Source organism: Paucibacter sp. B2R-40 (genome assembly GCF_025717555.1).
GTDB lineage: Bacteria > Pseudomonadota > Gammaproteobacteria > Burkholderiales > Burkholderiaceae_C > Paucibacter_A.
The window spans coordinates 1-326 of the sequence record NZ_JAJIRP010000050.1; the positions used below are offsets into that span (position 1 = coordinate 1).

Genomic DNA, 326 nt, shown 5'->3' on the forward strand with positions numbered 1-326 from the left:
AACGTTAGACCTCATGAATCCTCCTCATTCTCGCGAGCGTAGCGCGCGACTAGCCACCTACCGCGCTCTTGCGATGGTATTGGCTATCCTCGGATTCGTGCTTACGCTGCAAGTCTCGGAGTACTCTACGAATCGAGAACTTTGGATATTGATTTCTCTTGCCCTTTGGGGCGTGGCAGCAATAGTCGGGTTTGTTTTTGGGCCGCGATGGTTGGCCTTTGTTCATGAATCTTTTTTCAAACGCAAGTAGTTGCGCTTCCGGTGGGCGCGGTTTGAGGTCTAACCCAGCGCTCGAGTGGACCTCCGCCAGCTGGCCGCGCTACGCT

General features: G+C 54.6%; 1 protein-coding gene. It reads left to right on the forward strand.

Translation table 11 applies throughout. The annotated features are described in order from the left end of the window. The coding region (locus LNV09_RS24695; protein WP_263559714.1) for a hypothetical protein at positions 1–250 on the forward strand (250 nt) is incomplete at its 5' end. Positions 251–326 lie beyond the last annotated feature (76 nt).